Raw genomic sequence first — 22,165 nt, forward strand, 5'->3', positions numbered from 1 at the left:
GGGCGGGTCAGGGCGCGGAGACGACGCGCGGACCGCCCGCGGCCGCCCACGACGGCGTCACCCCGGTCACCTGGCAGACCATCAGGAACAGCGGGATGGGCGGGGTGTACGGCGTGCGGCCGCTGTCGGGCTGGTGGATCAGCCGGGGCCGCACCGCGGGGACGTACGCCCCTCGCACGTACGCGGCCTGCGCGGGCCAGTCCAGATCGAGGTCGGAGCCCGAGGGCACGATCCACCACCAGAGGTCGGCGTCCGCGAAGACGCAGCCCGTCCGCGGCAGATGGGACATCAGCCGGAAGCCGTACCGCGCGGGCACCCCCACCGCGTCGCAGCCCAGGCTCGCCGAGAGGGCGGCCGGCAGCGCGAGTTGCACCCGTCCGCCGCCGCCCGGGGGACAGCCGGGCTCGCGGGAGCGCCGGGCTCCGAGCAGATGGGACATTGCGTTCTTCAGCATGTGTGCTCCGAGCCGTGCGGCAGTTCTGCCCAGACGATGCGGCCCGAGCCGTTCCCGGCGTCGCGGGACCCCCAGGCGCTGCACATCGCGTCGACGAGCAGCAGACCGCGTCCGTGCTCGTCGTCGGCACCGGCGCACAACTGCGGCCCGCCGGGCTGGTGTCCTTGGTCCTGTACGGCTATCCGCAGCCGGTGATCGAGGCAGCGGAGCTCGCACACGACGCGGTCGCTCGCGGTGTGCACCACCGCGTTGGTGAACAGTTCGGACACGATGAGGACCGCGGCCTCGTGGGCGTCGTCGTCCAGCCGCCACTCGTCCAGCCGGGCCCGCGTCAGCCGCCGGGCGCCGGCGACCGACTCGGGGTGCGCGGGCAGCGCGAAGCAGTACCGGAGCGCTTCGGTCCCGGGGCTGAGGTCCATGAGCCGGGGGATGAGCGCACTGCCAGGTGCCACGACCGAATCCTCACAGTGGGGGCTGTGTCACGCTTCGCGATCTTCCTGGAAGTGCGCGGGCACGACGAGTGAACTGGTTCACTCACCAACTCTCCCCCTGTCGCGAACACTTGGCAAGGGGCACTCTGAAAAATTCAGAGTGGCTGTGTCTTTGACGGCACGCGCATGGCACACTGCTCGCAAACAGCGCATGGGGAGGTCTGAAGTGAGCGAACCGCGGTCCGCCCCGACCGTGGGTCAGGTCGTTCTCGGCAAGCGCCTGCAGGATCTGCGGGAGCGCGTCGGCCTGAGCCGGGACCAGGCTGCCAAGGTGCTGCGCGTCGCACCCGCGACGATACGCAGGATGGAGACGGCAGAGGTCTCTCTCAAGATCCCCTATGTGCAACTGCTGCTGAAGGCCTACGGAATCAGCGAGGAGGAGGCCGACGCCTTCGTCGACCTCGCCGAGGAGGCCAACAAGCCGGGCTGGTGGCAGCGGTTCCACGACGTGCTGCCCGACTGGTTCAGCATGTACGTCAGCCTGGAGGGCGCGGCGAGCCTCCTGCGCATGTACGAGCCGCACTTCGTCCCCGGGCTGCTGCAGACCGAGGACTACGCGCGCTCGGTGATGCGCACCGGAGCGGTCGGCCAGACCAGGCCCGAGGACATCGAGCGCCATGTCGCGCTGCGGATGGAGCGGCAGTCCCTGCTCACCCGGCCGGACGCCCCGCGGCTGTGGGTCGTGATGGACGAGACGGTGCTGCGCCGCCCGGTGGGCAGCCCGGACGCCATGCGCGCCCAGGTCGACCGGCTGCTGGAAGCCACCGCGCTGCCGAACGTGACCCTGCAGATCGCCGAGTTCTCGACCGGCCATCACCCGGGCACCTACGGGCCGTTCGTGCTCTTCCGGTTCGCCGTCCCCGAACTCCCCGACATGGTCTACAGCGAGTACCTCACCGGGGCCGTCTACTTCGACGCGCGCCCCGAGGTGGCCTCCTACCTCGAGGTCATGGACCGCATGGCGGCCCAGGCCGCGACTGCACAACGCACGAAGGAACTCCTCAGGGACTTCCGCAAGGAGCTGTGATGACACCCATATACAACGGCATGCCGGCCGCCGAACTCGGCTCCGAGGGCTGGTACAAGCCGTGGAGCGGTGGCAACGGGGGCAACTGTGTCGAGGCCATGAAGCTGTCCGACGGAAGAATCGCGATGCGTCAGTCCGCGGACCCCGACGGTCCGGCCCTCATCTACACCCACCGCGAGATCGCCGCTTTCATCCAGGGTGCCAAGGCCGGTCAGGCGGACTTCCTCCTGACCTGACCCTGCCTGACCTACCCTGTACCCCACCGCGTGGACGGTTCCCGGTCGCCGCGCACCCCTTCGTCCCCTGTTCGTCCGCCAACGGATCCAAGGAGCGCGCTATGACCGGGCACGAGCCCCCCGTCGAGATCGACACCAGCAAGCCGCATCCGGCGCGGATGTACGACTGGTTCCTCGGCGGCAAGGACAACTATCCGGTCGACGAGCAGATGGCCAAGCAGCTCATGGCGCTGGACTCGCGGGGCCGCGACATGGCGCGGGTCAACCGCGCGTTCATGCACCGTGCCACCCGCTGGCTCGCGGAGAACGGCATCCGGCAGTTCCTCGACATCGGCACCGGCATACCGACCGAGCCCAACCTCCACCAGATCGCCCAGCAGACGGCACCGGACGCGCGCATCGTCTACTGCGACAACGACCCGATCGTCCTCGCCCACGCGGCGGCCCTGCTGCGCTCGACTCCGGAGGGCGCCACCGAGTACATCCAGGCCGACGCCCGCAGGCCCGAAGCCATCCTGGAAGCGGCCGGCAAGGTCCTCGACTTCTCCAGGCCGATCGCCCTGTCGCTGCTGGCCCTGCTGCACTTCCTCGGTGACGAGGACGGCGCCGGCGAACTCGTGGACCGCCTGGTCGACCAGCTCGCGCCCGGCAGCTACCTCGTCCTCTCGCAGACCACCGGCGACTTCAACCCGGAGGGCGCGGCCCAGGCCGCCGCCATGTACAAGGCCCGCGGGATGACGCTGCGCCCCCGCACCCACGCCGAGTTCTCCGCCTTCTTCCACGGCCTGGAGCTCGTCGGCCCGGGCGTCTCGCTCTCCGCCGACTGGCACCCGGAGCTCGGCGAGGTCATCGACGTCCCGGGTGACGAGCCGATCCCGGGGTACGCGGGCGTGGCCCTCAAGGCCTGACCGGCACCCCGGCCCGGCGGCCCGTCGGAGGGGCGGGTGCCGCCGCAGGACACAATGGACCCATGTCCCGACGCACCTCCCGCCCCCGGCGGCCCGCCGCCGCTCCGCTCCCGCAGATCACGGACGCCTCGCCGTGCCCGTGCGGCCTGTCCGCCGCCTACGGCGCGTGCTGCGGCCGGTTCCATGCCGGGACCCCGGCGCCGACGTGCGAGGCGCTGATGCGTTCGCGGTACGCGGCCTTCGTCGTCGGGGACGCCGCCTATCTGCTGCGGACCTGGCACCCGGACCACCGGCCGGCCGTCCTCGACCTCGACCCGGGGCAGCAATGGCAGGGGCTGGAGATCCTGGAGACCACGGAGGGCAGCGCCTTCCACACCACCGGCACGGTCACCTTCCGGGCGCACTACACGGCCGGCGGACACCGCGACTCGCTCCACGAGAAGAGCCGCTTCGTCCGGCACGAGGGCGCCTGGGTCTACGAGTCGGCCGTCTTCGCGGACTGACGCCCCGCGGGTGACGGGGCCGGTCCGGGCCGGGGCGGCCTCAGACCGGTGCGCCGGCCGGGGTCACCGGGGCCAGTTCGTGCGCGAGGTCCTCCGCCAGCAGCCGCTTGGCGATCACATCGACCGCGGACCGCAGCCGGACGTCGTCCGGGCGGCCCCCGTCCTCGCCCAGCTGGTCGTTGAGCCAGGCCGCCCACGCGTCCGTGATCGTCGCCGCTTCCCGGCTGCCCGCCTCGGTGTGCGTGAAGAGGTGGCCGTCGCCGGTCAGATAGCCCTCCTCGATCATCCGGTCGAAGACGGGCACCAGGACCTCCGGCGGAATCCGGTGCCGGGTCGCGATGAGCCGGAGCCCCGCGTGGCCGACCATCCTGGTGAACAGCTCGACCTGCATCACCGCCCAGGCCCCCGCCATGTCGAGCCGGGTGTCGGACGAGGCCACGATCCGCCGGGCCGTGTCCGGGTCGACCCGCCGCAGGACCTTGGCCACCGAGAACTCCAGCAGCCGTGCCGAGTCCCCGGCGCTCGGCGAGGCGAAGCCCTCGCCCATGTCGGTCGAGCCTGCCCGCACCGTGTCCCGCAGTTTCACCTGCTTCAGGAACAGCGCCACGACGAACCCGAGCACCGCGACCGGCACCGTCCACAGGAACACCGTGTGCAGGGTGTCCGCATACGCCTGGGCCAGCGGCGCCGACTGTGCGTCGGGCAGCGCGTGCAGCCCCTCCGGGCTCTGCGAGGCCTTCACCAGCACCGCGGGATCACCGCCCGCCCGTGCTGCCTGCGCCACCCCTTCCTCGAGATTGGGGCCGAGCGCGTTGGCGTAGATCGTGCCGAAGACCGCGGTGCCGAAGGAACTGCCGAGCGTGCGGAAGAAGGTCACGCCCGAGGTCGCCGTGCCCAGGTCCGCGTAGTCGACGGTGTTCTGCACGGCGATCGTCAGCACCTGCATGGACAGCCCGATGCCGAGGCCGAGCACCAGCATGTACAGCGACTCCAGCCACACCCCGCTGTCCGGACCCATCCGGGAGAGCAGGAACAGGCCGACGGCCATGACCAGCGAGCCCACGATGGGGAAGACGCGGTAGCGGCCGGTCTTGCTGACCACGTTGCCGCTGAAGATCGAGGCGGCGAGCAGGCCGACGACCATCGGCAGCGTCCGGACACCCGAGAGCGTGGCCGAGTCCCCGTCCACGTACTGCAGATACGTCGGAAGGAAGATCATCGCGCCGAGCATCGCGAAGCCCACGATGAAGCTGAGGATCGAGCAGACCGTGAAGACCGGATTGCCGAACAGCCGCATCGGCAGCATCGGCTCCTTCGCCCGGAACTCGACGAGGCAGAAGGCGGCCAGTGCGGCCAGACCGAGGACGAACAGGCCGATGATGACCGAGGAGCCCCAGGCGTACTGGTTGCCGCCCCAGCTCGTCGCCAGGATCAGGGCGCTCGCCCCGACCGTGACCATCGCGATGCCCAGGTAGTCGATCACCGGGCGTCCCGCCGCCTTCACGGACGGAATGGTCCGGGCCGCCGCGATGACCACCACGATCGCGATCGGCACATTGACGTAGAACGCCCAGCGCCAGGTCAGATGGTCGGTGAACAGGCCGCCGAGCAGCGGCCCGATGACGGTCGAGACGCCGAAGACCGCGCCGATCGCGCCCTGGTACTTGCCGCGGTCGCGCAGCGGGATCACATCGGCGATCAGCGCCATCGACGTGACCATCAGACCGCCCGCGCCGATGCCCTGCAGACCGCGCCACACGATCAGCAGCGTCATGTTGGTCGCGAGACCGCAGAGGAACGAACCGGTGATGAAGATGATCGCCGAGAGCTGGAAGACGATCTTCCGGCCGAACAGGTCGCCGAACTTGCCGACCAGCACCGTCGCCACGGTCTCCGCCAGGAGATAGGCGGTCACCACCCACGACATATGGGCCGCGCCCCCGAGGTCGGAGACGATCGTCGGCAGCGCGGTCCCCACGATCGTCTGGTCCAGGGCGGCCAGCAGAATGCCCAGCACGATGGTGGCGAAGACGATGTTGCGGCGGCGCGGATCCAGCAGGGGCGGCGCGGCGGCACTCTGCGCGGCGGGGGCGGTCTCGCTGGCAGTGGTCACCTTTGCACCCTCACACCGGCCCCTGTCACCCGCATGCGGGGGGCCGCCGGACGTGTCAGCCCAGCAGATCCCTGAGCGACGCCTTCATCCGGGCCACGAACGCCTCCCGCACCGGCTCACCCACCCGGTCCAGCGAGAGGTACGGATTGAGGTCCTCCAGCTCGACGAGCAGCAGCTCGCCCCCGGCGGTCCGGCACGCGTCGACGCGCTGGATGCCGTGGTCGAGGGTGTTCCAGTCGATGAACGAGCGCGCGAACGCCAGATCCGCCGCACTCGCCGCGTACGGCTCCAGCACCCACCGCCGCTCCGGGTGCGGAGCGTTCAGCGCGTACTGGAAGTCGTGGTCGACGAAGTAGAAGGACACCTCGTAGCGGAAGTCGATCCGCGGCTGGACCAGCTGCGTGCCGTCCGCACCGGGCGGCAGGGACGGGGTGGGCACGAACCGCAGACCGGCCGAGTCCGCACCCAGCTTCGGCTTGATGACGTAGCCCTCCGCCTCGGGCAGCAGCCCCAGGTCCGCCGCCCGGTCCACGGTCGGGATCACCGGATATCCGGCCCGGCTCAGATCGACCAGGTACTGCTTGCCCGCCATGTCACCGCGACCGGTCAGCGGGTTGTAGACCCGGGTGCCCAGCTCCCGGGCCCGGGCGCGGAAGGTGTCGTACGCCTCCTGGTAGTGCAGCACCGGACCGCTGTTGCGCACGACGACCGCGTCGAAACGGTCCAGCAGCGCGGCGGCGTCGCGGGGGTGACAGAGAGCGATGTCGAAGTCCTCCCGCAGCCGTGACGTCAGGTGGATGTCCTCGTCGCAGTAGCGGCGCCCGCGGGCGTCGTAGGCGAGATCGGTGACGAAGAGAACGGACGGGCGCGTGGCGGCGGGCATGGTTCCCCCAGGGGGTTTCAGGTCGGACGGTCACTCAATAACCTTGGCGGCGTTGCCCGTCAACGACCCAGGAGCGTCATGACATCTGCCCCACAAGAGTCACTCGCCTCGCAAGCGCCGCCCGTTCCGGACATTCTCTCGCCCGCCTTCGCGGCCGATCCCTACGGGGCCTACCGGATCATGCGCGAGAGCCACCCGCTGATCCGGCACGAGGCCACGAACAGTTACGTCGTCTCCCGGTACGAGGACGTCGAGCGGGTCTTCAAGGACAAGGCCGGGGAGTTCACGACCGACAACTACGACTGGCAGATCGAGCCGGTCCACGGCAAGACCATCCTCCAGCTCAGCGGACGCGAGCACTCCGTACGACGGGCCCTGGTCGCGCCGGCCTTCCGGGGTGCGGACCTCCAGGAGAAGTTCCTCCCGGTCATCGAACGCAACGCGCGCGAGCTCATCGACACCTTCCGGCACACCGGCGAGGCCGATCTCGTCGAGGCGTTCGCGACCCGCTTCCCCGTCCTCGTCATCGCCGACATGCTCGGCCTGGACAAGGCGGACCACGACCGCTTCCACGGCTGGTACACCAGCGTCATCGCCTTCCTCGCCAATCTCGCGGGCGACCCGGAGGTGGCGGCGGCCGGTGAACGGACCCGGCAGGAATTCGCCGCGTACATGATCCCGATCATCCAGCAGCGGCGGAAGGCACCGGGCGACGACCTGCTCTCCGCGCTCTGCACCGCCGAGGTCGACGGCGTCCGGATGAGCGACGAGGACATCAAGGCGTTCTGCAGCCTGCTGCTCGCCGCCGGCGGCGAGACGACCGACAAGGCCATCGCCTCGATCTTCGCCAACCTGCTCACCCACCCCGAGCAGCTCGCCGCCGTGCGGGCGGACCGCGATCTCATCGACCTCGCGTTCGCCGAGACACTGCGGCTCACCCCGCCGGTCCACATGATCATGCGTCAGGCGGCCACCGACGTAGAGCTCGGCGGCGGCCGGGTGCCCGCGGGCTCGACCGTCACCTGTCTGATCGGCTCCGCCAACCGGGACGCGTCCCGGTACCGCGACCCGGACCGGTTCGATCTCTTCCGCACCGATCTGACCAGCACCACGGCGTTCTCCGCGGCCGCCGACCATCTGGCGTTCGCGCTGGGCCGGCACTTCTGCGTCGGCGCGCTGCTGGCCAGGGCGGAGGTGCGGACCGGGGTGAACATGCTGCTCGACGCGATGCCCGACGTACGGCTCGCGGACGGGTTCACGCCGTCCGAGCAGGGCGTCTTCACCCGGGGACCGCAGTCGCTGCCGGTGCGGTTCACCCCGGTCGCCGGGGCATGACCCACGTCAGCGGATGTGGCGTCCGGAGATCGCGCGGGCGATGACCAGCCGCTGGATCTCGCTGGTCCCCTCGAAGATCGTGTAGATCTTGGCGTCGCGGTACATCCGCTCCACCGGATGTTCCCGGCTGTACCCGGCGCCGCCGAGGATCTGGACGGCCTTCTCCGTCGCGGACACCGCGAGTTCGCCCGCGCGCAGCTTGGACATCGAGCCCTGGCCCGCGTCGAAGGGCCGGTCGTTGCGGGCCATCCACGCGGCCTGCCAGATGAGCAGCCGTACGGACTCGATCTCGGTACGGATGTCGGCCAGCGCGAACGCGATCGACTGGTTCTCGATGATGGGCCGGCCGAACGCCTCGCGCTGTCCGGCGTAGTCCAGCGCGTATTCGTACGCCGCGCGTGCGATGCCGAGCGCCTGGGCGCCGACGGTGGGGCGGCTGACCTCGAAGGTCGCCATCGCCGCCTGCCCCTTGGCGTTGGACCCCTCGCGGGCGCGGGCGAGCCGGGCGTCCAGCTTCTCCTTGCCGCCGAGCAGACAGTGCCCGGGCACGCGTACGTCGTCGAGGAAGACGTCCGCCGTGTGCGAGGCCCGCAGGCCCAGCTTCTTGATGGTGCGGCTCGCCTCCAGGCCCTTCGTCGCGGGCGGCACGATGAACGCGGCCTGCCCGCGCGCGCCGAGCGACGGGTCGACCGAGGCGACGACCACGTGGATCTCGGCGATGCCGCCGTTGGTGATCCACGCCTTCTGGCCGGAGAGCACCCACTCGTCCCTGGCCTCGTCGTAGCGGGCCTTCGTGGCCATCGCGGAGACGTCGGAGCCGGCCTGCGGTTCGGAGACGCAGAACGCCGCCACCTTCGGGTCGTCCTCGTCGCCGTAGCACTGCGGAACCCACTCGGCGAGCTGGTCCGGTGTCCCGGAGGCGAAGATCCCGGCGACGGCGAGGGAGGTGCCGAAGAGCGCCATGCCGATTCCGGCGTCGCCCCAGAACAGCTCCTCGTTGGCTATCTGGAGGGAGAGCCCCGACGGGTCGCCGTACATGTCGGCCAGCGACTCGAATCCGTACAGACCGATCCGGGCCGCCTCCTGGATGACGGGCCAGGGCGTCTCCTCGCGGGCGTCCCATTCGGCGGCCGCCGGGCGCACCACCTGGGCGGCGAAGCCGTGCACCCAGTTGCGCAGGTCCTGCTGTTCCTCGGTGAGGGCGAGGGAGAAGTAGCTCATCGGCTCAGGCCTTCGGGATGTCGAAGTAGCGCGTGAGGCCCGAGGCGAGACCGACGTCGCCGGCCACCTTCAGCTTGCGCATCATGAACATCGTCACGGGATTGCCGTTGCCGGAGACCAGCTTCAGGAACTCCGCGTCGCCCATCACCAGCGTGGTGCGCGGTTCGGCGTCGGAGCGGCCCGCGCTGACGGTGCAGGCGCCGTCCGCGATGGCCGTCTCGTACACCTCGTCGGTGTCACCGGTGATCTTCCAGCGGATCAGGGCCTTGAGCTGTCCGGCCGCCTCCGGGCGGAACTGCTGCCTCATCCGGCCGAAGACCTCGCCGAGCACCCGGGTGCGCAGCTCGCCGTGCATGACCTCGCCGAGCTGCCTGGCGGACAGGCCCTTCACGATCCGCGCGAACTCCGTCGGGGAGACGGCCGCGAAGTCGAGGGCGGTCAGTTCGTCGGTGAGGTTGCCGCTGCTGTTGTCGGCCACGCCAGTTCCTTACTCTGGAGTAAACTTACTTTTGAGTAAGGTAAGCGCCGTCGAGTCCCTCCGCAAGGTGGCGGCGGGGTGCGGCGGTCACCAGGAGCTGCCGGGGCGCACCGCCAGCCGGGGGTGGTGGGCGGAGAGCACCTTGTTGGCGCGGGCCAGCTCGGAGAGGGCCTGTTCGCGGTCGGCCTGGTCCTCGATGCCGAGCCGTGGGCCGCGGAACCTGCGGACCTCGCGTGCGGCGCACTCGGCGTCGAACTCCGCCTCCAGGATGTGCGGCGGGATGCAGGAGCCGATCAGCGCGGCGACGCTGTCCGGGATGGGGACGGGGACGAGCAGATGTGAGGCGGTCATGGGGGGTTCCCTCTCGAATGGTGGCCAGGAGGTCGGGCGCCGCGTCCGCCGGGTGGGCGGACGACTCCTCCATATGTACGGGACGCAGTTCCGGGTTTCTCGTTGAGAACGTCTCCGTGTGGCAACCGTTTGGGAGTGACCGGGTATTTCCCTTTACTCGTAAGTAAGTTGACGCGCAGTGAAGGCCGTGAGTAGGCCCGAAGGCGTTCTGCGTGGACTACTGGGTGGTGGAACTCCGGGTGCGGGCCCGCAGCTGAAGCGCCCGCAGCACCGCCTCGGTGGAGAACCGGCTCTCGGGATCGACCAGTTGCTCACCGAAGATGGACTCCAGGTTGCGCATGCGGTACCGGACGGTCTGGGGATGGACGTCCAGCAGTTCGCCCATGTGGGCGGCTGTTCCCCGGGTGTCCAGCCAGATGCGCAGCGTTTCGACGAGCCGCTCCCGACGGGTCGCGCTGATGCCCGCGATGGGGGCGAGCTCCCGTTGGGCGAGCTGGTCCAGGAGGATCGGATCGGAGAGCAGCCACAGGGTGATGAGGTGGTCCGCGCACAGGATGACCGGTGCGTCGTCGATGACGCCGGCGTCGACGAGTTCGAGGATCCTCCTGGCCCAGCGGATCGAGTCCGCGGCCAGCGCGGTGGGAACGGTCAGCCCGATCGCCGTGCGGGTGCCGAGCAGCGCCTGGTCGAGCATGGTTCTTCGTGCGGCGTCGAGCGGGCCCGGGATGAGTAAATGGGGCTGGGGGTCGCTGAGATCGACCAGGATGTCGCGGTCGGCGCTGACCCGGTCGAGCCCCGCGGGGGCGCGCGCCGCGACGAGGGTGACCTCCTCCGGGAGCGTCCACCCGGTCTGCTCGCACAGTTCGGCGATGGCGGAACGGGGCACGGGGCGTCCGGCCAGGATCAGATGCAGCAGACGCCGGCGCATGGCCTCGGTCTGTTCGCCGCTCTGGGACTGGACTTCGAGGAACCCCTCACGCGAGAGTGCTTCGAGCTCGTCGACGTAGGCGAAGAGCGCGTCGGCGAAACTGAGCATCAGGGTCGGGGAGAAGTGGTAACTCCGGCCGACCTTCTTCGCCCGCCTCAGCGCCACCCGGGCGCCGAGCCGGTACGCGCCCTGGAGCGTCTCCATGGTGCGCCCCTCGTACGCCTCGAACCGGCCGAAACGGCGGCACATGTCGTCGCGCAGCGAGGTCGACGTGGACGGTTCGGCGACCAGATCCACGAACGAGGCGAGGCTCTGCTCGACGCCGATCCGAATGGCCTGGCCGTTCGGGCCGCTGAGCAGGCGGGCGTACTCCGGATAGGCCCGGGTGACCTCGACGCCTATCTCCTTGATCAGGCTGGGCAGTTCGGGTCGCATGATGGCCGCGAACTCCTGGGGAAGCGGTCCCAGCGGGTCCCCTGTGTCCAATGGCGAAATGACTCTCGGCATGGCGTTTCCCCTTGCTCTCCGGCGCCCGGTGGGGGTGAGGCAGTGGGGGAAAGCGCTCCCACGAACCGACAGGTGCGTACCAAGTTCGCGATGAAGATAGACCAAGTCAGTGGCCATGCCCACCACTTGCGCGGGATCGAAGTGCAGGGGCCACACATCTCGGCCGTGTTGTGGTGCTCCGGTGCAGGTAGGGCGGGAGTACTCACTTCCGGACAATATTTTCGGCCGTTCACCCGGAGTGCGGGGAGACGGGCATCGGCGGTTGTCCGCGTGCTCCGGCGGGCGCGCCGCGCATGGGCATTCCGGTTGAGGATGTCCCGGGCCGCGGAGGGGGCCGGGCTCGCGCGGGCTCCGGGTGATCCTTCCTGGCGGGGGCGCTCTCCGCCTCGCCGTTACGGGCAGCCGAGTGGCCCGTAACGGTGTTGCCACGGGGTGACGGCGCCGGCACCGATGTCCGGGGCGCGGGCGTGTCCCCGCCCGTGCCCCGGAGTCCGACTGTGATTTTGCGCAGCAAATGACAAGTCAACTGCGCTGGTTAGTAAGCCGGGTACGAGAAAAGAACTCGCTGAGAGCAATTTCGGCTGGCGGGATTGTGCTCCAAGTTTCCCGCAAGTAACGTCACGGCCTGTCACAGATTGTGTGTGGCCGAGCGTACGCCTTCCCCTCGGAGAAGTGGTTCATAGCCGTGCTTCGTGCCCCTTGGGCAGCCGTGAAGCACGTCCCCGCAAGCAGTGCCACCCGCATTGTCGAATCGGAGGAACTAACTGTGCGTAATACCCTCAAGAAGATCGCCGTCGCAACCGGCGTTGCTTCTGCGGCCGTCGTACTCAGCGCGACCCAGGCGATGGCATTTCCCGCCACCACGTGGACCGTCACGGGCGGGGCATTCACCGCCGTGTCGACGAACACCGTCCTGTCGGTGAACGGCCTCCCGCTGACGTGTCCGACAGCGGGCGCGGGTGGTTCCGCGGCCAGCGCCACGGGCAACCCCGCCACGGTCGGAACCATCACCTCGGCCACCTTCGGGACCACCGCGAGCCCGTGCACCAGCGCACTCGGACCGGTGACGCCCGTCGCCACCACCTCGCCGGCCTGGGAGCTCGTCGCGCAGGACTACACCTCCGGCGTGACGACCGGCTACATCAAGAACATCAAGGCCAAGCTCACCGTCCTCACCTGCACCTTCAACGTGACCGGTGAGGTCAACGCCAAGTTCACCAACAGCACGAAGAAGCTGGCCGTCTCCAACTCCACGCGCCAGCTGACCGTCTCGACCGCTACCGCGGGATGCGCCGGGATCGTGGCCGTCGGTGACCACCCGACGTTCACCGGTGACTACTCCGTCACCGGAATCACGAGCATCATCGGAACCTGACGGACCGCCGGGTGACCGAAAGCTCTGCAGACCGCACGGCGGGACTCCTGCCGTGCGGTCTGCGGCCCCGACAGAAGGGAATCACGAGGGATGACGACGCGCGGGGCAACGGGGCGCAGCCGCGGGCACCTGGCAGCACGGGGCGGAGCAGTCCTGGCCGCGGTCCTCATGGCCGGAATGATTCCGGGCGCTCAGGCGTCGGCCGGTGACCGCGAGGTCCAGGCCGAGCTGACGTACGGCTGTGACTTCCCTTCCGGGTCCCAACAGGTCGCGGTGCGTGTGTCCGCGACGGTTCCGGAGAAGGGCAAGGTCGACCGGCCACTCCAGCTCGCCGACGTGAGCACTGAACTGACCGTGTCCGGGGAGGCGCTGGCCGATCTGTCGGACGGCGGAGCGGCCGGCTACACGGTGGAGACAGAGCTGAGCGTGAATGTGGCCCAGGGCGACCGGTCCGCGGTGGCCACCTGGGCCGGGACGGTCGAGGACCCGGTGGCGGTCCCGGAGTCGGGGGATCTCACGTTCTCCTCCACGGGTGACGTTCCCACGGTGACCGCCGGAGCCTCGGGTGACCTCACCTTCACCGCGGCGAAGCTGACCGCACGGCTCACTCCGCCGAAGCCGGACAGTGCCTCGGTCGAGCCGCTGGCCGTGCAACTGACCTGTGCTCCCGCGCCTGACCAGGACCTGACCCTTGCCTCGGTGCCGGTCGGCGGGGAACCGCAAGGGCCCTCGCCCGAGCCGTCCGAGTCCCAGGAAGGGAAGGCGTCCACCGCGGACGGTACCCGGAGCGCCGGTGCGACGCCCGAGGTGGGCAACACGCCGAAGGCGTCACGCCAGGACGGTGACGCGCCCCGCTGCGTGGGTGACGAGGAGGACCAGTTCAGCCTGAACGCGTATGTCACCGGTTACGCGAACGTCGCCAAACTCAAGAGCGCCACCCTGTTCCCGGTCGCCTGCACGCAGATCCATCAGGGTGCGACGGTGCTCAAGTTCCAGGACGGGCATCTGCATGTGCTCCAGGATTCGACGGCGCTGCTGGACTATCAGGGAAAGACGCAGCTGCCCCCCGCCAGCGGTACGTTCCTGACTTTCGGCTTCACGCCGACGACCGCGACCATGGAGATGACCCAGATCCCGCCGGAAGCCGGCCCCGACGGAAAGCCGTTGCCCAACATCCACTCCGACCTGACGATCCTCAGCCCCGGCAACAGCGTCGGCACGACGACGATCGACCTGATGCTCCAGCTCCGCCTGTACGACGTCGAGGTGAACGGAGTCCCGCTGGACGTCGGGCCCAACTGCCGTACGTCCAAGCCGTTCGCCCTTCCCCTGCAGGGGAAGATGGTTCTGAAGGACGGAGTCCAGACCGGATACACGCTGGTCACGGGCGGTGTCCTCGTCGGCAAGGTGACCCTGCCGCCCTTCTCCGGGTGTGGTGTCGGCGAGGACCTGGACGACCTCTTCACCGCGTCCATCTCCGGAGTCCCCGGTGCCGTGAAACAGGTCCAGGCAGCACCCTGCGCGGCGGCGCAGCACGACCCGAACGTGTGCACGCCGGAGGGCCAGCCGGTGCAGGTCCCCAAGCCGCAGCGCTGAACCCGCCGCTTCCCGAACTGACATGAGTTCAACCCCATTGATCCGCCCACCATGAATTGAGGGAGTAATGAGAGCTGTCCCGAAGAGATGGCGTAACGGACTGATCGCCGCCGCCGCCGCTGCGGTGGTCGCGATCCCGCTGACTCCGCTGTCCGCCTCCGCCGCCGCCGCGAGCCTCAACGGGGACTGGGCGCCCTTCTCCCGCTGTCCCGTCGACGATCCCGCCATGCTCGCGGCGGACGGCCAGGACCTCGTCGCGTCCTGTGTCTCCTCGTACTCGCCCGGCGGTGAGTTCAAGCTGGGCACCACGGAGGCCACCACGGGCGCCAACGACATGCAGTTCGGTGTCATCCAGGACACCGCGGCCGGGACCTTCAAGGTGATTCCGCCCGCGGGCGGTGCGCTCGTGAGCGCACCGACGGAGATTCCCGGCGGGCTGCTGGGGCTCATGTGCCCCAGTGACATACCCGTCGTCAGCGCGGTCTGCGGACAGATCACCAGCGTCAGCCTGAACAGGGTGACGGCGACGGTGGAGTCGGCCGGTGCGCCCACGGAGTTCAACCTTCCGGCCGGCCTGAGCGTCGGTCAGCCGATCGTGAAGCTGCCGGTCCGCATCCACCTGGAGAACTCGCTCCTCGGCTCCAACTGCTACATAGGCAGCACCGGCTCCCCGGTGGTTCTGCGCCCGCAGAACGTCACGGCGCCGGCCGTCGCCATTCAGCGCTTCGACGGTGACGGCACACGCAACGCCACCGGCGGCGCCATGCTGAGGTTCGCCCTGACGGGGAACACCCAGGCGGACACCACCTTCGCCGCGCCGAAGGCCACCGGCTGCGGTCTGGGCGGAATCCTCAGCTGGGCGGTGAACCTCAAGGAGGGGCTGCCGTCCCTCTCGGGTGACAACCACCTCACGCTCAACAACGCCTCGACGTACAGCGCCGCGCTCACCGCACCCGGCCTCGTCCTGCCCAACGCGGGGAAGGTGCTCTCCCAGTACTGGCACTCCGCGGCGAAGTAGCACCGGCCTTACTGAGGGCTGACGCGTCACTCCTTGTCATTCCGTGCGCGTCCTCGGTGCAACGGCCTCCGCCCGCCCCGACCCGGGAAATCTCCTGGTCGGGGCGGGCTTCGGCATGCCGCGCCGCAGACCGGGGCCCGTTCCGCGTGCGGACGGGGAGGCTCATATTCGTATAGTTTCCGCGCGCCGATCAGTCACGTGGTGACAAGAATTCCCTTTCCCGGAAGTGCTGTGCAGAAAGTTCCGGAACCGCTATTGCGAAGAAAGGTTACTGACCCGTAGCGTCCCGGGTGAGCGGCACGGAAACGTGTCCCCAGCTGTTCGTTCGACGCCTGCGGAGTCCAGGTCGAGCCCCCTCGGCCCGAATTCCGCACCGGGAATGCGCCGGCCTCCGAAGCCTCTGTCCTGGGCCGGCGCTCCCACGGTCGGGACCCACGGCTCCAGCCCCTCTGGACTCGGAACCCGATCCGCACGCCGGAGAACTTGCGCAGATTCCGACAAAGCCTGCGAGCGGTTTTGTCACTCGGTGACAAGTGATCCACATCGAGCACATGGTTCGCCGATCTCTGCTGCTCAACGGCTTGTCCTGGCGGTTTCGGCGGACATAACGTGCGCCTCCTGGTGCATGTGTGACGAGCCGCCATTGGATTTCTCAGAGCCGGAGCGCTGACAGATGACATCGTTCACCGAGACGTCGAGGGAGGGCCGATGGGAATCGAAGTAGTCGTGGAAGGCCTGACGAAGTCCTTCGGCAAGCAGAACATCTGGCAGGACGTCAGCCTCACCCTGCCCGCCGGTGAAGTGAGCGTGATGCTCGGTCCTTCCGGCACCGGAAAGACCGTCTTCCTCAAGTCCATCATCGGCCTGCTCAAGCCTGAACGGGGCCGCGTCCTCGTCGATGGCGTCGACATGGTGAACGGTTCCGAGCGGGACATCATGGAGGCCCGAAAGCTTTTCGGCCTCATGTTCCAGGACGGTGCGCTCTTCGGGTCGATGTCGCTCTTCGACAACATCGCGTTCCCGCTCCGGGAGCACACCCGCAAGAAGGAATCCGAGATCCGCCGCATCGTGATGGAGCGGATCGACGTGGTGGGCCTGCTCGGTGCCGAGGACAAGCTGCCCGGCGAGATCTCCGGCGGTATGCGCAAGCGGGCCGGCCTGGCCCGGGCACTCGTCCTGGACCCGCAGATCATTCTCTGCGACGAGCCCGACTCCGGCCTCGACCCGGTCCGCACCGCGTTCATCTCGCAGCTGCTCGTCGACCTGAACGCCCAGATCGACGCGACGATGCTCATCGTCACCCACAACCTCGACATCGCCTCCACGGTCCCGGACAACATGGGGATGCTGTTCTGCCGCAACCTCGTCACCTTCGGTCCGCGAGAGGTGCTGCTGACCAGCGATCTGCCCGTGGTCAACCAGTTCCTCGCCGGGCGCTGCGAAGGCCCCATCGGCATGTCCGAGGAGAAGGACGCCGCCACGCTCGCCGCCGAGGAGCTCAATGGCTACGGCCAGGGCATCAGTTCGGCCAACGCCCCGCGCACCGTCGTCCCGCAGCTGGAGCCCTCGCCGGGCCTGCCGGTGCGCCAGGGCGCCCTGCGCCGCCGGGAGCGGGTCATGTCGATGATGGGCCAGCTTCCCGAGGCGGCCCGTACCGCCATCCTCAACAGCTACAGCCCGGCCGCCGCGGGCGGTGGGCGCCCATGACGGCCCCCATGCCGGTGATACCCCCCGGGCCGCCGGAGGACCGGCCCCCGGCCCCGGCTCCGAATAAGGCGCCCGAGGCCCCGCGCCCCAGCAAGGCCCTCGCCCCGCTGCGCGAGACCGGCCGGCTGTTCGCGCTCGCCGGGACCGTGTGCCGGGAGACCTTCCGAAGGCCTTTCCAGGTGCGGGAGTTCATCGAGCAGTTCTGGTTCGTCGCCAGCGTCACGATCCTGCCCGCCGCCCTCGTCTCCATCCCGTTCGGCGCGGTCATCGCCCTCCAGGTCGGCTCGCTCACCCAGCAGCTCGGCGCCCAGTCCTTCACCGGCGGCGCCAGCGTCCTCGCCGTCATCCAGCAGGCCAGCCCGATCATCGTGGCTCTGCTGGTCTCCGGCGCGGCGGGCTCGGCCATCTGCGCGGACCTCGGATCGCGCAAGATCCGCGAGGAGCTCGACGCGATGGAGGTCATGGGCGTCTCGCCCGTGCAGCGCCTCGTCGTCCCGCGCGTGCTCGCCACCATGCTGGTCGCCGTCCTGCTCAACGGCCTCGTCTCCGTCGTCGGCACCCTCGGCGGCTACTTCTTCAACGTGATCATGCAGGACGGCACCCCGGGCGCCTATCTCTCCAGCTTCTCCGCCCTCGCCCAGCTGCCCGACCTGTACGTCAGCGAGATCAAGGCCCTGATCTTCGGCTTCATCGCCGGCATCGTCGCCGCCTACCGCGGACTCAACCCGCGCGGCGGACCGAAGGGCGTGGGCGACGCGGTCAACCAGTCCGTCGTCATCACCTTCATGCTGCTGTTCTTCGTGAACATGGTCCTCACGGCGATCTACCTCCAGATCGTCCCCGCGAAGGGGAGCTGACCGATGCCGATACTCAGCTGGCTCGACCGGTCGGGTGACCAGCTCACCTTCTACGTACGGGCCCTGGTCTGGATCCCCCGGACGCTGCGCCGCTACCTCAAGGAGGTGCAGCGGCTGCTCGCCGAGGTGGCCTTCGGCAGCGGCGGTCTCGGGGTCGTCGGCGGCACCATCGGCGTGATGATCGCGATGACCCTGGCCACCGGCACCGTCGTCGGACTCCAGGGGTATGCCGCCCTCAACCAGATCGGCACCGCCGCCTTCACCGGCTTCATCTCCGCGTACTTCAACACCCGTGAGATCGCCCCGCTGGTCGCCGGCCTCGCTCTCTCCGCGACCGTCGGCGCCGGCTTCACCGCGCAGCTCGGTGCCATGCGGATCAACGAGGAGATCGACGGCCTGGAGTCGATGGGCGTGCGCTCCATGCCCTACCTCGTCACCACGCGCATCATCGCCGGGGTCGTCGCCATCATCCCGCTGTACGCGATCGGGCTGCTCTCCTCGTACGTCGCCTCCCGCTACGTCACCGTCCTGTTCAACGGGCAGTCCGCGGGCACGTACGACCACTACTTCAACCTCTTCCTCTCCCCGCAGGACGTGCTGCTGTCGGTGCTCAAGGTGCTGATCTTCAGCGTGATGGTGATCCTCGCGCACTGCTACTACGGCTACCACGCCACCGGTGGACCCGCCGGAGTGGGCGTGGCCGTCGGCCGCTCGGTGCGCAACGCGATCGTGCTGATCAGCGTCACCGACTTCTTCCTCTCGCTCGCCATCTGGGGAGCCACGACGACCGTGAAGGTGGCCGGCTGATGTCATCGCGGACCACAAGGGGCAACAGGGCCGCGCGGACCGCCGGCCGCAGAACCGCCGGGGTCGCCTTCTTCCTCGTACCCGCCGTCCTCATCTGGGTGTCGGTCTCCGTGTACGAGAAGGACTTCACGGATGACGCGACCGTCACCGTACGCACGTCGAGCGTCGGCAACGAGATGCACGACAACGCCGACGTGAAGCTGCGCGGCGTCGTCATCGGCCAGGTGCGCGGCATCGCGGCCGACGGCGAGGGCGCCCGCCTCACCCTGGCGATCGACCCGGACAAGCTCGACCGCGTCCCCGCCGACGTCACCGCCCAGATGCTGCCCACCACGCTGTTCGGCGAACGGTTCGTGGCCCTCGTGCCGCCCCCCGTACCGTCACCGCGGGCGCTGCGGGCGGGGGCCGTCATCCCGCAGGACCGCTCCAGCAACGCCCTCGAACTCGAAGAGGTCCTCGACAACGTCCTGCCGCTGCTGACCGCCGTGAAGCCGGAGAAGCTCTCCGCCACCCTCAACGCGGTCTCCCAGGCACTCCAGGGCCGCGGCGAGAAGCTCGGTGACACCCTCGTCACGCTCGACGCGCACCTCCAGAAGTTCAACCCGCAACTCCCCACGCTCAACGCGGACATCAAGGAACTCGTCAAGGTGAGCCGGGTGTACGGGGACGCCGCCCCCGACGTCCTGGACGCGCTCACCGACTTCACCACCACCAGCGGCACCGTCGCCGAACAGCAGGCCGAACTCGCCGACCTGTACGGCTCCACCACCGCGTCCGCCCGGGACCTCACCGCGTTCCTGGAGAAGAACAAGGACAACCTCATCCGGCTCGCGGCCTCCGGCAGGCCGACGCTGGAGACCCTCGCCACGTACTCCTCGGAATTCCCCTGCACGCTCCGCACCATGGCCGGGTTCGTCCCGGCCATGGACAAGGCGCTCGGCAAGGGCACCGACGAGCCCGGGCTCCACGTCACCCTCAAGGCCGTTCCCTCCCAGGGGAAGTACGTGGCGGGCAAGGACACGCCCGTCTACAACGCGACCGGCGGACCGCACTGCTACTCCGTCCCCTACGTCGGCCGGACGGTCCCGACCGCGGACGTCAGGACCGCCAAGGACAACGGGACCGCGGCCGAGCCGGAGACGGACGCCCCCGAAGAGGTCCCGGCCGCCGACGCGTCGCTCGGTCTGCCCAACTCCCCGCAGGAGAGCCGGCTCGTGAACGAACTGGTCGCTCCCTCACTGAAGGTCCGGCCGCAGGCCCTGCCCGAGTGGAGCAGCGTGCTCATCGGTCCGGCCTTCCGCGGTGTGGAGGTGAAGCTCAAGTGAAGCGCCGCTCCCTCGCGGGACCGCTCGCGAAATCGATCGTCTTCATCGTGGTGACGGTGCTCGCCACCACGGTGCTGGGTCTGTCCATCGCCAACACCGGTGTCGGCGACACCCGTTCGTACCGGGCCAGGTTCACGGACGCGACCGGCCTCGTCGTCGGCGACAGCGTCCGGATCGCCGGTGTGAAGGTCGGGCAGGTCGACTCCGTCAAGGTCGCCGACCGGCGGCTCGCCGAGGTCGGCTTCAGTGTCCAGAAGGGCCGCAAGCTGCCGGCGTCGGTGACCGCTTCGATCAAGTACCTCAACATGGTCGGCCAGCGCTACATCGACCTCGACCAGGGCGCAGGACCCGTCGGCGAGAGCTTCGCCGCGGGCGCCACCATCCCGCTGTCCCGGACCACCCCGGCCCTCGACCTCACCCAGCTCTTCAACGGCTTCCAGCCGCTCTTCGAGGGCCTCTCCCCGCCGGACGTCAACCAGCTGGCCGGCTCCATCGTCCAGGTGCTCCAGGGCGAGGGCGGCACCGTCGACAGCATCCTCCAGCACGTTGGCTCGCTGACCGGCACGGTCGCCGCGAAGGACAAGGTGATCGGCGAGGTGATCAAGAACCTGAACACGGTCCTGAAGACGGTCAACGACCGGGAGGCCGGCTTCAACGACCTCGTCGACACGCTCCAGGAACTCGTCACCGGGTTCGCGGGCGACCGCAAACCGCTCGGCGAGGCCGTCACCGCGATGGGCGCGCTCACCACGGTCACCGCGGACCTCTTCCAGGACGGCCGCAAACCCCTGAAGGAGGACATCAAGCAGCTCGGCCGGCTCTCCGACCGGCTCGCCGACAACTCGCCGAAGATCGAGAACTTCCTCCAGAAGACCCCGGCCAAGATGGAGGCGATCAGCCGCCTCGCCTCGTACGGCTCATGGCTCAACCTCTACCTCTGCGAGGCCAAGGTCAGCGGCGTGACGAACAGCGACGGCAGCACCCCGCCGACCGGCATCGAGATCACCCAGCCGAGGTGCCTGTCATGAGAATGAAGCCCATACGCGACCGCAACCCCGTGGCCGTCAGCGTCGTCGGACTCCTCGTACTCGCCCTCATCGGATACGGCGCCTACCGCGCCGACTCGCTGCCCTTCATCGGCGGCGGCACCACCTACAGCGCCGACTTCACCGAGTCCGCCGGGCTCGACGAGGGCGACGAGGTGCGGATCGCCGGAGTGAAGGTCGGCAAGGTCACCGGGGTCTCCCTCGACGGCGCCAAGGTGAAGGTGACCTTCAAGGTCAAGGACGCCTGGATCGGCAACGCGAGCACCGTCGGCATCGCCATCAAGACACTCCTCGGCGACAAGTACCTGGCCGTGGACCCCCTCGGCGAAGCCCGGCAGAACCCCGACGAGCGCATCACGGCGAGCCGCACCACCTCGCCGTACGACGTCACCCAGGCATTCAACGGTCTCGGCGAGACCATCGGCGAGATCGACACCGAGCAGCTGGCCAAGAGCTTCGAGACGATCTCCGCCACCTTCAAGGACTCCCCGCCCGACGTGAAGAGCGCCGCCAAGGGGCTGTCCGCCCTCTCCAAGACCGTCTCCGAGCGCGACGCGCAGCTCGCGACGCTCCTCAAGGGCAGCAAGCAGCTCACCAAGACCCTCGCCACCAAGAAGAGCAGCTTCGAGACCCTCCTGGAGGACGGCAACCTGCTCCTCGGCGAGATCCAGGCACGCCGCGACTCCATCCACCTGCTGCTCACCGGCACCCGTGACCTGGGCACCCAGCTCACCGGACTCGTCGCCGACAACAACAAGCAGCTCAAGCCCACGCTGAAGGCGCTGGGCCGGGTCACCGCCGTCCTGAACAAGAACCGCAAGAGCCTCGACAAGGTCCTCTCGATCGCCGGCTCCTACAACAGGCTCGTCGGCAACACCCTGGGCAGCGGCCGCTGGTTCGACAACTACGTCTGCGGTGTCGTCCCGAAGGACTACCTGCCCGCCAACACGCCCCCGGCGACCGGCTGCATGCCTCCCAAGCAGGAAGGCGGGAGCTGAG

At 69.1% G+C, this 22,165-nt stretch carries 22 protein-coding genes; 14 read left to right on the forward strand and 8 right to left on the reverse strand.

Annotated features, from left to right (window positions below; all coding sequences use genetic code 11):
• Nucleotides 1-7: 7 nt before the first annotated feature.
• Nucleotides 8-454: a hypothetical protein gene (locus OG408_RS34360; protein WP_266785355.1), complete on the reverse strand. Its 447-nt coding sequence runs from the start codon at nucleotides 452-454 to the stop codon at nucleotides 8-10.
• Nucleotides 448-906, reverse strand: coding sequence for an ATP-binding protein (locus tag OG408_RS34365; protein ID WP_266785357.1), 459 nt, complete (start codon nucleotides 904-906; stop codon nucleotides 448-450). The genes OG408_RS34360 and OG408_RS34365 overlap by 7 nt, the downstream gene beginning before the upstream one ends.
• A gap of 205 nt (nucleotides 907-1,111) precedes the next feature.
• Here OG408_RS34365 and OG408_RS34370 point away from each other — a divergent pair, with 205 nt between their 5' ends.
• The 4 genes from OG408_RS34370 (at nucleotide 1,112) to OG408_RS34385 (ending at nucleotide 3,619) form a co-directional block, all read left to right on the forward strand.
• Nucleotides 1,112-1,972, forward strand: coding sequence for a helix-turn-helix domain-containing protein (locus tag OG408_RS34370; protein ID WP_266785359.1), 861 nt, complete (start codon nucleotides 1,112-1,114; stop codon nucleotides 1,970-1,972).
• Nucleotides 1,972-2,208 carry a DUF397 domain-containing protein gene (locus OG408_RS34375; protein ID WP_024490276.1) on the forward strand — a complete coding sequence of 79 codons (237 nt, stop codon included), beginning with the start codon at nucleotides 1,972-1,974 and terminating at the stop codon, nucleotides 2,206-2,208. The genes OG408_RS34370 and OG408_RS34375 overlap by 1 nt, the downstream gene beginning before the upstream one ends.
• A 101-nt stretch (nucleotides 2,209-2,309) precedes the next feature.
• Nucleotides 2,310-3,116, forward strand: coding sequence for an SAM-dependent methyltransferase (locus tag OG408_RS34380; RefSeq protein WP_266785362.1), 807 nt, complete (start codon nucleotides 2,310-2,312; stop codon nucleotides 3,114-3,116).
• Between the two features lie 62 nt (nucleotides 3,117-3,178).
• Nucleotides 3,179-3,619: a YchJ family protein gene (locus OG408_RS34385; RefSeq protein ID WP_266785364.1), complete on the forward strand. Its 441-nt coding sequence runs from the start codon at nucleotides 3,179-3,181 to the stop codon at nucleotides 3,617-3,619.
• Nucleotides 3,620-3,659: 40 nt separating this feature from the next.
• Here OG408_RS34385 and OG408_RS34390 read toward each other — a convergent pair whose 3' ends face one another.
• Both OG408_RS34390 and OG408_RS34395 read right to left on the reverse strand, forming a co-directional pair.
• On the reverse strand, nucleotides 3,660-5,732 hold the full coding sequence (locus OG408_RS34390) for an MDR family MFS transporter (protein WP_326673611.1): 2,073 nt from the start codon (nucleotides 5,730-5,732) through the stop codon (nucleotides 3,660-3,662).
• Nucleotides 5,733-5,787: 55 nt separating this feature from the next.
• Complete coding sequence (locus tag OG408_RS34395; RefSeq protein ID WP_326673612.1) at nucleotides 5,788-6,615, reverse strand: hypothetical protein; 828 nt, start codon at nucleotides 6,613-6,615, stop codon at nucleotides 5,788-5,790.
• A gap of 78 nt (nucleotides 6,616-6,693) precedes the next feature.
• Between OG408_RS34395 and OG408_RS34400 the strand changes: the two genes are divergently transcribed.
• Nucleotides 6,694-7,950 carry a cytochrome P450 gene (locus OG408_RS34400; protein ID WP_326673613.1) on the forward strand — a complete coding sequence of 419 codons (1,257 nt, stop codon included), beginning with the start codon at nucleotides 6,694-6,696 and terminating at the stop codon, nucleotides 7,948-7,950.
• 6 nt (nucleotides 7,951-7,956) lie between these two features.
• Here the strand turns inward: OG408_RS34400 and OG408_RS34405 are convergent, their stop codons facing one another.
• The 4 genes from OG408_RS34405 to OG408_RS34420 form a co-directional block, all read right to left on the reverse strand.
• Nucleotides 7,957-9,171, reverse strand: coding sequence for an acyl-CoA dehydrogenase family protein (locus OG408_RS34405; protein WP_326673614.1), 1,215 nt, complete (start codon nucleotides 9,169-9,171; stop codon nucleotides 7,957-7,959).
• Between the two features lie 4 nt (nucleotides 9,172-9,175).
• A complete protein-coding gene (locus OG408_RS34410; protein WP_266785374.1) occupies nucleotides 9,176-9,649 on the reverse strand; it encodes an SCP2 sterol-binding domain-containing protein in 474 nt (157 codons plus the stop codon).
• 87 nt (nucleotides 9,650-9,736) lie between these two features.
• Nucleotides 9,737-10,000 (reverse strand): hypothetical protein, encoded by a 264-nt coding sequence (locus OG408_RS34415; RefSeq protein ID WP_266785376.1) that lies wholly within the window; start codon nucleotides 9,998-10,000, stop codon nucleotides 9,737-9,739.
• A gap of 217 nt (nucleotides 10,001-10,217) precedes the next feature.
• The gene (locus OG408_RS34420; protein WP_326673615.1) at nucleotides 10,218-11,435 is read right to left on the reverse strand and encodes a helix-turn-helix domain-containing protein; all 1,218 of its coding nucleotides are present in this window, start codon (nucleotides 11,433-11,435) and stop codon (nucleotides 10,218-10,220) included.
• Nucleotides 11,436-12,201: 766 nt separating this feature from the next.
• Between OG408_RS34420 and OG408_RS34425 the strand changes: the two genes are divergently transcribed.
• The 9 genes from OG408_RS34425 to OG408_RS34465 all read left to right on the forward strand — a co-directional run bounded on the left by OG408_RS34425 (nucleotide 12,202) and on the right by OG408_RS34465 (nucleotide 22,164).
• Nucleotides 12,202-12,810 (forward strand): hypothetical protein, encoded by a 609-nt coding sequence (locus OG408_RS34425; RefSeq protein ID WP_266785380.1) that lies wholly within the window; start codon nucleotides 12,202-12,204, stop codon nucleotides 12,808-12,810.
• Between the two features lie 90 nt (nucleotides 12,811-12,900).
• A complete protein-coding gene (locus tag OG408_RS34430; protein WP_326673616.1) occupies nucleotides 12,901-14,406 on the forward strand; it encodes a DUF6801 domain-containing protein in 1,506 nt (501 codons plus the stop codon).
• A gap of 67 nt (nucleotides 14,407-14,473) precedes the next feature.
• Nucleotides 14,474-15,424: a hypothetical protein gene (locus OG408_RS34435; protein ID WP_266785384.1), complete on the forward strand. Its 951-nt coding sequence runs from the start codon at nucleotides 14,474-14,476 to the stop codon at nucleotides 15,422-15,424.
• Nucleotides 15,425-16,132: 708 nt separating this feature from the next.
• Nucleotides 16,133-17,131: an ABC transporter ATP-binding protein gene (locus tag OG408_RS34440; RefSeq protein ID WP_266785386.1), complete on the forward strand. Its 999-nt coding sequence runs from the start codon at nucleotides 16,133-16,135 to the stop codon at nucleotides 17,129-17,131.
• Nucleotides 17,128-17,988, forward strand: a complete 861-nt coding sequence (locus tag OG408_RS34445) for an MlaE family ABC transporter permease (protein ID WP_266785388.1) — start codon at nucleotides 17,128-17,130, stop codon at nucleotides 17,986-17,988. Before OG408_RS34440 ends, OG408_RS34445 begins: the two co-directional genes overlap by 4 nt.
• 3 nt (nucleotides 17,989-17,991) lie before the next feature.
• Complete coding sequence (locus tag OG408_RS34450; protein ID WP_266785390.1) at nucleotides 17,992-18,795, forward strand: MlaE family ABC transporter permease; 804 nt, start codon at nucleotides 17,992-17,994, stop codon at nucleotides 18,793-18,795.
• Entirely contained in the window at nucleotides 18,795-20,120 is a 1,326-nt protein-coding gene (locus OG408_RS34455; protein ID WP_326673617.1) for an MCE family protein, read from the forward strand. Before OG408_RS34450 ends, OG408_RS34455 begins: the two co-directional genes overlap by 1 nt.
• Entirely contained in the window at nucleotides 20,117-21,148 is a 1,032-nt protein-coding gene (locus tag OG408_RS34460) for an MCE family protein (protein ID WP_285564254.1), read from the forward strand. Before OG408_RS34455 ends, OG408_RS34460 begins: the two co-directional genes overlap by 4 nt.
• Nucleotides 21,145-22,164, forward strand: a complete 1,020-nt coding sequence (locus OG408_RS34465) for an MCE family protein (protein WP_326673618.1) — start codon at nucleotides 21,145-21,147, stop codon at nucleotides 22,162-22,164. Before OG408_RS34460 ends, OG408_RS34465 begins: the two co-directional genes overlap by 4 nt.
• Nucleotide 22,165: the final 1 nt, after the last annotated feature.

This window comes from Streptomyces sp. NBC_01257, assembly GCF_035917255.1.
Taxonomy (GTDB): Bacteria; Actinomycetota; Actinomycetes; order Streptomycetales; family Streptomycetaceae; genus Streptomyces.